The organism is Calditrichota bacterium (assembly GCA_016867835.1).
Lineage (GTDB): Bacteria > Electryoneota > AABM5-125-24 > Hatepunaeales > Hatepunaeaceae > VGIQ01.
On sequence record VGIQ01000114.1, the window covers coordinates 1 to 8,633 of the forward strand.

Sequence of the window (8,633 nt, forward strand, 5' to 3'; positions counted from 1 at the left end):
TGCATCGAAGATATCCAATGCCGCTCCGGTCGGCCAGAACTGCATCCCCTTCACAGTTCCGAAGTTCTTCAGCGTGTAATGCTGCTCACCCTTCCGCTCGGCGACTTCGGCCTCCAGATGTCTTCCAGTCGAACGGTCGGTGATGGTGATCTTCCCGGACTGTGCCTGTGAATAGTCGATCTGCCAGTCGTGGGCTGTGGGACGTGATGATTCCGAAGACGCCTCATCCAGGTTGGATTCAGTCTCGACAATCCTAATCCAACCGGCCTTGACCGCCCGTTCAATTTCAGGGGTCGCTGCAGGAAGGCGGGCTTGGCCGTTCCTCTGAAGCGTTGTTTTCGTCTGCGGCAGCACCAGCCTTCCGGGACGAAGGTTTTCGATGATGATCATGGCTTGCTACTGTCCAAGAATCTTCACCTTGGCCGTCATATCAGGGCGCAGCACGCCGTGCGCCACTTCCATCCAGACCACCCAGCCGACCTTGAACTCACTGGGACGGTTGTCGGCCTCGACCGCGACCTGAGTCCTGACCGCGAACTTGCCGATCTCCTCGTCTGGAAGCAGCAAGACCTCCTCGGCTTTGCAAGCCGCCGTCAAGAGCACCGAAGCGCCTGAGTAGTATTTGACGATCCCTTTCTCCCGCAGTTCGCGCTCGGTCACCGGGTCCAAGTCCCACCCGCGAATGTCGTTGAACCGCCCGCCGCGCATCACGATGTATTTCAAGGACAAGTCTTTGTCCTCGAGGATCGAGATTGCCTGATGCAGCGCCTCTTCGGTTAAGGCGTTTCCGGCGACTTCGACGACGTTGGTTTCCGGCACGGCAGCCGAGATCACCGAGACCGTCCGCTCGTTCAGCTTCTTGCGGATCGCCGATCCCGCCCACTTTTCCATGTCGGTCAAGCGGTAGACGTCGCCGTTGCGAAGCACTGAGACATCCACAGCGGGATTAGCCGCCACGCGGTCGATGGGAAACTCGATCTCCTCTTCGTTCATGTTCGATTGGTGCACCTGTCCGCCCGCGCCGATCCAGTAGGCCTTGATCTCGCGAATCTTGTTGTAGCGTGCCGGCTCGCCCTTGGGGAGCTTGTGTTCGGCCAGGAGCAGCGTCGCGATCTCCTTCTGACGGATCTCGTCATAGATCGGCGGCGCGATCACCGCCGCGATGGTGCGCAGCCCTTCGGGACCCATCCCATAGGCCTCGCGCAGATCGGCGGCGATGGCCTCAAACCGCTCTTGGGAAATAGCTTTCGATTTCATCTGGTGGTGTTCCTTTACAGAAGGAGTTGGAATTTGACGGTGCTGCCGCCGATGGCGATAGCTCTGGCGATCACAGTCTCACCCTGGCTGGCGGTCTTCAGCAGACCGGTTGTCGGGTCGAAGCTGAGATCGGCACCGAAGGCGATCTGGCCGCTGACGTTGTCGGTCTCGTAGATTCCTCCGCGCAGGAAGACCTGCGCCTTGTAGCGGTCGGTCGCTGCCGGCGTCGCATACTTGGGTTTGTCGAGCCGGCCCAACAGGCCCACCGGCTTGTCGGCGGCGTTAGAGACGACTTGGAAGAGGTCGCTCTCGACCAGCTTCACGATCTGTCCCGGCGTCCCCGGACCCAGCAGCTCGCCGTCGCCGTAGGCGATGCCGGGGTGGGAGGCGTTAAAGAAGACTTCAGTCATTGTGAATCCTTAAGTTTGATAATGGCATAGGGAGAAAGGAAGAAAGGGAGAAAGTCCGATTTGACCATGGCTCCCACTTTCTACCTTTCTGCTTGCGGCTTACGCTGCGTCTCGAACTTCCCTTAGGCCTTTGGAAAGCCGTTCCACCAGCCCGCTCGGCTTGTCATCCACCAGCGAAGGATCAACGCCAGCGTCGGAGCGCAGAACCTTCTTAGGCTCTTTCTTGTCGGGATTGTCAGGATCTTTCGGTTCGTCCTTCTTGCCGGCAGGCTCCTTCTTAGCCGCCACGTCCGACATCGAGTCGACCATCGATTTGGCGGCAGTGAAGGAGGCGTCGTCGAGTGCCGCCAGACGTTCGATTTCCTTGACGCGGTCTTCATCGCCGGCAAACGACCGTCCCCGTTTTTCCCACAGGCTGACCAGTTCAGAAGCCCGGGTGCGGCGCGCGGCCTGCTGCTTCTCAGCCTCGTAAGCCTTGGCCTTGCCTTGCAGCTCTTCGACTTGCTTCTTCAAGGCCTCGTTTTCGTTGGTTAGGCGCTCGATCTCCTCGTCCTTCTTCGACTTGGCCGCCGCCTCCGCGCGCTGCTTTTCTGCGGCGGCCGATTCTTCAGCCTTGGTCTTGGATTTCAGCTGTTCTTTCAAGTCCAGAACTTCGGCTTTGAGGCGTTCGTTTTCGTTTGTCAGTTTCTTGATATCCTCTTCAGACATCGCTTCCTCCTTAAGGTTATTCACTTGACTTGCCACCTTGGTGATCACCGCCCGCTCGTCCGCGCCCTTGCGGTCAAGCAGCCCCATGCCGGTGAAGGTGATGTTGTGCAAGATTTCATATACCGGATCGCCCCGGTAATCCCGCCCTTTATAGTTCTTCAGATGGACGCAGTAGTCGGCCTTCGACTTGAACTGCTTGTGGCAGATCGAGCACTCGCCGGTTTCGTAGTCGCACTCCATCGAGACTTGGCGGACGATCCCCTTCGTCATCAGCTTATAGGCGAGTTGGGCGTTGGGGTTGACACTGGTGTAAAGCTCTCCATCGCACTCTATGTATCCATCGTCCGTCTCAAAGAACCTCGAGTCGACCACCCCGCCGACAATATCGGTCAGGTCCTGCGAGTGCTTCAGATCGACCTTCGTCCCGACCGCGCTGCGATAGTTTGACCGCAGCTCTTCGACCGTGAAAAAGTCTCCATTGCGGTTGGCCCCGCCATGCACCAGGACGCAGGTGAAGCGCTTGTCCTCGGTCGGAAGGTCGTCACCCGATGCAGCCAGCCCTTGCGACTTGATCTCTCCGGTAATGCGGGTGTGGCAGCCGCGCTCGGTCTGGTCTGCGTCCGACGCCAGTTCAGGCGGTTCCTTGTCGAAGGCTTGATACCATTCCACAAGCGTCCAGTATGCTTCCTTGCGGGCAGCAGCCGATAGTTTCGTTCCGCCTCTTGCCCCGTTCAGCGCCGCCATCGCCGCCACAAGTCCCTGCCATACCACCAGCAGTTTTCCGTCGACCATCTTCCGGTAGGGAAGGTAGTAGGCGGCCTTCGCCATGGGATAGCGGTTGTCTTCCTTTTCGCGCGCCGGATAGTCGAAGTTGGTGTAGGCGCAGGATCCAAATAATCCCTTCCAGCCGAGCAGTTCGATAATGGCGTCGGCTTCTTTCGCCCAGTCCCATTCCCAAGGGGTATCAAGCGGAGCAAGCAGACTCTTATCTGCAGCAGCCGCTTTCATCGCCTTTGGCTTGCTGGCGATCAACAAATATTCTTGAGCGTTCCGTCCCGGACCTTCCGGCGCATAGCGGGCGATGCCGTAAGAGACTGCCCGCCTGCGAAACTCCACGCTGCCAAATCTCTCAGCGATCATCTCCTTCAGCTCGGCCGCCGTCGGATAGGCCTTGTCGCGGTAAGACATCATGAGTCTTGCCCCCAGCCTCGCCGTTCCCTCGATGAATCCCCCGATCAGCTTCTGCATCCCGTCCGGGTTGTATTTGGTGCGGGAGGGGAAGTTGCGCCGGGGGTTGTCGTTGATCTCCTTGCCCTCCCAGTAGGTCATCAGTCCTTCGACGAAGTGGAGCTTGTCCTCATAGTCGTTGAATCCGAACTGCGTGATGTAGGGAGGATCGGCATAAACAAGGTCGATGCCGGATTTCGAAAGCACTGGGCTGTCAAATAGTGCGAGCGCTTCCTGATTGGTCGCCTTGCACTCCTGTCCGTTGTCGAAGATCAGGGAGTTGGCATCGCGGATGCAGTCGAGGAAGAGGTCTCGGAACTCAGCCAAAGACGGATTGCCGAGATGGGTGTCGGGATAGCGCCCGCGCTCATTGGTGATGGGGGCGGTCAGCGACTTCTTCGAGCGGGAGAACTCTCCATAGCAGGCACGGATCAGACAGACTCTCCCCAAGGCAAAGAGCGCTATGTCCTTCTTGTATCCGGAAAGGTTCTGGATATTGGCGTAAGTATTGTCCAGGAACTCCAGGATCGGCCGCGTGTAGTAATAGCCGAAGAAAGTCTTGACGATGAAGTCCTTGGCCTTGGAATTTTGCTGCAACAGTCCTTCAATCTCGGCATCCGACAGCGTGACCGACGAATTCTCAATCACAGCCCGGGCGATGTGATAGGGATAGGCCAGGAGGTCGTTCGAGACCACCCGCATCCCCTTCAACTTATAGTAATAGCCGACGTTCGCCCCGCCGCTGAAGAGATCCAAGACCGACTTGACGCCCTCCGGCGTATGCTCCCAAATCCAGGCCAGCATGTCGTGCTTCGATCCCATAAACGCAGTAACCCGCGCGTCTTCGTCCTTCTCGACCTTTCGGCGCAGATCCGCTATGGTCGCAAATGGTGCATAGCGAAGGACGGCATCGGCTGCTGTTTCAGGCGAACAAATGAAGAGATGCTCCCTGCCATGCGACGCCTCTCCGCCGCGGTTCTGGCCGGCCATGGTGTAGACATGGTCGCGGGAGTGCATCCGCGAAGACCGGTTATGCTCTCCAATCAGACGCTTCATCTCGGCTTCATCGGGATAGGCGTGGTCGCGATAGGAGATGATCCAGTATTTGATGCCTTCGGCCTTCTGGAAGACCTTATCGAAGAACTCGGCCGCATTGGCTTTGGTGACTGTCTGATGGTCGCTGATAAACTTCTTCACCCGGCTCGACTCGTCGATCTCCAGCCCCTTCCAGTAGGTCATCAAGCCTTCGATGAAGTGATAGGAGGTCTCATAGTTCGTCGTCGAGAACTCGGTCGCATAGGGCGGGTCGATGTAGACCGCGTCCACATTGACCTTAGGCAGGAGTTCGACGGCGTCTTCGTGGAAGGCCTTATTCTCTTGTCCGTTGTCGAAGACCAGCTCGCTGATGCGAGCGGCGGTCTTCTTGAAGCGCTCAATGAACTCTGCCGGAGTGTCGGCCTGCCTGTTTCCGCTACTGCGCGATACCGAAGCGAAGTGCCCATAACTCCCAGAAGCCGAGATGCAAGACTTGCCCAAGGCGAAGAGTGCGATGTCCTTCTTGTAGCCCTTGAGTCCCTCGATGTTAGCGCGAATGGTGTCGATCAGAGGATGGACGCCGGACTGGAAGAACTTGCCGCGAAAGGTGGTTTGGACGAAGTCCCCGGCTTTGGGATTAGGCTCAAGCAGCGCCGCGATCTCGTCTTCAGTCAGGCGGACGGCGTTGTTCTCGATGATGGCGCGTGCGATGTGGTAGCAATAGCGCAGCCTGTCGTTCGCCAGAACCCGTAAGCCCTTGGTCTTATACATGTAGGCGACCACCGCGCTGCCGGAGAAGGCGTCCAAGATCGATTCCACGCCGTCCGGCGTCTGCGCCCAGATCCAGTCGGCCAACTTCTGCTTCGAGCCGATGTAGTTGGTGATATAGGGCGGCAAGTCGCGCGCGGAGTCGACGGTATCCTCGTCTTCGCTGAGCGCCTGAATCCGAAGCAGTTCAGCCTCGGTTTCAAGCAGAAATGCGATGCGCTGTTGTTCTATGGTCAAGGGGTCGGTCGATTATGGATCACGCGGTTCATTGTGAGCCATAATAACGAATCGGGAAAGGGGAGTCCAGAATTAGCGGGAAGAGGGGGAAATATGGAAATTATGGGAAATGCGAAGGCCTATTACGATGCGAAATGCGTGAACTTCGATAGGAAGGGCCATGTGCAAAAAGGAAGGGGTGAGATCTTTCGATCTCACCCCAGGTTCCGCTTATTAGACTTCGGCCGTTTTAAGCAGACTCAGTGACTGATACGACTCCAAACTATCTAATAAGAAGCAACTTTAGATCCGAGGAAGAGTTCGCAGCCGTTACTCGAGCAATGTAGACGCCTGCGGCAAGACCATTGGCATTCCAATGGAATTCATGACGACCTTCCGTAAGGCGACTGTCGAATAGTGTCGAAACCTCACGCCCGGAAAGATCATAGACCGCTACTTGAACGGCTCCTGCCTCACCAAGCGTAAAAGAGATAGTTGCAGATGAGTTGAAGGGATTCGGATACGAAGAAAGAAGGGCGATAGAAGCTGGAACATAGTTCGGATCTGTCTCTTCCCACGACTTTCCTTCCAGCATCATTCCCAACCGCGCTAGTCTCTCCCGGCCATGTTCTTCCGCCGCATCGTTATGGTTCCCATCTCCTGCTTCTTCGCGTATGAGCGCCAATTCAAGGTCGATCGCGAAAACAACACTATCTTCACGGCACGCGGCATTTCGCATCTGAGCGCGGATCCGTCTTGTCGCCTGTTCAAAATCGCCCAAGTCCTGTAAGACAAGATTTTGGGTTCGTTCGAGTTGGGTAAGGTAGGCCTCATTTCTGACACGCCTTGGAAGTCCATCAAGTGCGTCGCTGAAGTTTTGGTCGATCCCATCAATCTGCTGTGCGCAGAATCTCAATCTTGATAGACTGTAAACAGCCGCCCGTGATTCGGGGTAGTCTGTCACTATGTCCCAGAATATGTTAGCAGCATCTTCCCACGCACTATCGGCGAGGGCTCCGACGCCTAAAGTAAGGAAAGTGTCCGCTGCAGCCCATTCTTCAGCATCGTCCAACACATTCGGATTTGCATCCCAAGGCATGAAATTGACCAATCCTTGAGGGCTGAAATTTCCTGCCTGTGGACCGAGCGGCCCCCAGTAATTCATTTGTGCCTGGATCGGAGCCGCAGGCATAGCCTGACGGAAGACGTAGACATCGTTCAAGTCATCATAAATGTCGTTGCGGCCGAAATTCAGTTCCACCATGGACATATTGTCCATCCATATTTCGGCTCTCGCCAGCCGGACCAGTGGAGCAACAAGACCATTGTTGCGTATCCGATTATAGCCAGTGTTCCCCATTGCTCCTTGATCAAGCACAGGATCTGAACCACCAGCACTCAAAATTCCATATCCATAGTTGTCGGTGATCTTCAACCGCTTGAGGAAGGGATCGGAATTGAAGCAGTACATGCCCGCAGCCGCATTTAGTGCAAGATCATTATCGTAAATATGATCTTCTTTGAACCAGCCCATGCTGTTCATCATATAAACACCCTCGAACAGGTTCGAGAAGTAGTCATTGAATGTGGAAATGACGGTCGCGCCAGAAATCCAAAGTCCGAAGTTGTTATGGTGGACATCGCATTGGTTCAACGATACCGAGGATGGCCCGTTTTCAACTCTGACTCCAAAGCTTGTATTTCCATTGACCTCACACCCATTCAAGAATGTTGTCCCGATTGGTATAAAGACACGGATCCCCTCGATCCCGTCATGGACTTGACAGTTCGTGATGTTGGCATTTGCGTTGGCCACGTAGATTCCGAGATCACAATCATCAAACTCACAGTCAGTCGCACTGGCAATTTGCCCCCCGCCTCCCGGCCACCAGGCCGCCAAACCGGTTTCGCAGTCTTCTATTAGGCATCCATCAGCATCCACATAGTTCCCAAATGCCTGAATGCCGTAGTCACAGTTGGAGAATCCACAGCCATTGACGACGACATACTGGTTGCCATTTTGCCATCCGCAGTTGACTCCCGCTGTGCAGTTGGTGAAATTGCAAGTTGTAAGGGTGGCATAGACACCCGCTGTCCAGACTCCGTTGACAGCATTCGAGATGTTGCAGAAGGTCAGTACATTTCGCTGATTTGCTCCGGCGTCGCCCAATTTAATACCTGCCCAGCCCTGAGCGTCCTGGCTGGTGAAGATCACAGGGGCTGCCGCCGTGCCGACAAAGCTGATTAGTGAATTCGCGGTTTCGATGGAAGCTCCTTGTGCAGCCCTGAATACGTTCCCTTCACCCATAGTGAAGTCGTATTGAGCTGCTGTTGCACCGACCAGCACCTTTACGCCAGCCATCGGGTAGTAGTAATTTAAGTAAACGTCTGGATGCTGGTTTGCTGGAAGCGAACCCCACCAATGGACTTCATTGGGGCGAACAAATGAGAAGACCTTCGCAACACCTTCGTGCGCACCATAAGCCCCCATATCACTTCTCGACCCGTCGATTATGTCGATGAGGTCATCTGATCCCGTATTGAGACATGGCGAGTCACCTGTCAGATGGTAGTCGTGATTCCCTACGAATTGCGGTTCTTCTCTGATATTGCCCTCGCCGACGTTTACGGGATCTAGATTTTGACCATTCCAAATCCATATTGGATTTTGGGCATCAGAAAAGATGTCATTGAACCGGATCTCATTCCCATTCGCTCCATTTGGTATTCGGATGCCAACTCCACATCGAGTGAAAACGTTGTTCACCACTTCAGGAACCGGATTAGCTGCGGCGTAGAACATCCCATACTGAGTCTGTTGAAAATGGGTCTATTTTGATCTGCTATTCTCATTTCTAATTTTCAAAATAGACTTTATGCCGTTTTCGAGCGTTGTGTGAGAACCAAAAGGGGCACTTTTACAGCGATTTTGCCTTTTTCAAGCATGATTAAGCCACGATTCCTTGCCAATTTTGCCCGTTTTCTCGTTCTTAAGCGGAGTACTCCACTGTT

5 protein-coding genes are annotated in these 8,633 nt (G+C 55.1%); all 5 read right to left on the reverse strand.

All coding sequences use genetic code 11. The features are described from left to right. Window positions 1-390: hypothetical protein (locus FJY67_10045; GenBank protein ID MBM3329794.1), on the reverse strand; the 390-nt coding region annotated here is incomplete at its 3' end. A 6-nt stretch (window positions 391-396) separates the two neighbouring features. Further along, entirely contained in the window at window positions 397-1,257 is an 861-nt protein-coding gene (locus FJY67_10050) for a hypothetical protein (GenBank protein MBM3329795.1), read from the reverse strand. 14 nt (window positions 1,258-1,271) lie between these two features. Further along, on the reverse strand, window positions 1,272-1,667 hold the full coding sequence (locus FJY67_10055) for a hypothetical protein (GenBank protein ID MBM3329796.1): 396 nt from the start codon (window positions 1,665-1,667) through the stop codon (window positions 1,272-1,274). Between the two features lie 99 nt (window positions 1,668-1,766). After that, entirely contained in the window at window positions 1,767-5,642 is a 3,876-nt protein-coding gene (locus FJY67_10060) for a hypothetical protein (GenBank protein ID MBM3329797.1), read from the reverse strand. Window positions 5,643-5,904: 262 nt separating this feature from the next. After that, window positions 5,905-8,424 (reverse strand): T9SS type A sorting domain-containing protein, encoded by a 2,520-nt coding sequence (locus FJY67_10065; GenBank protein MBM3329798.1) that lies wholly within the window; start codon window positions 8,422-8,424, stop codon window positions 5,905-5,907. Window positions 8,425-8,633 lie beyond the last annotated feature (209 nt).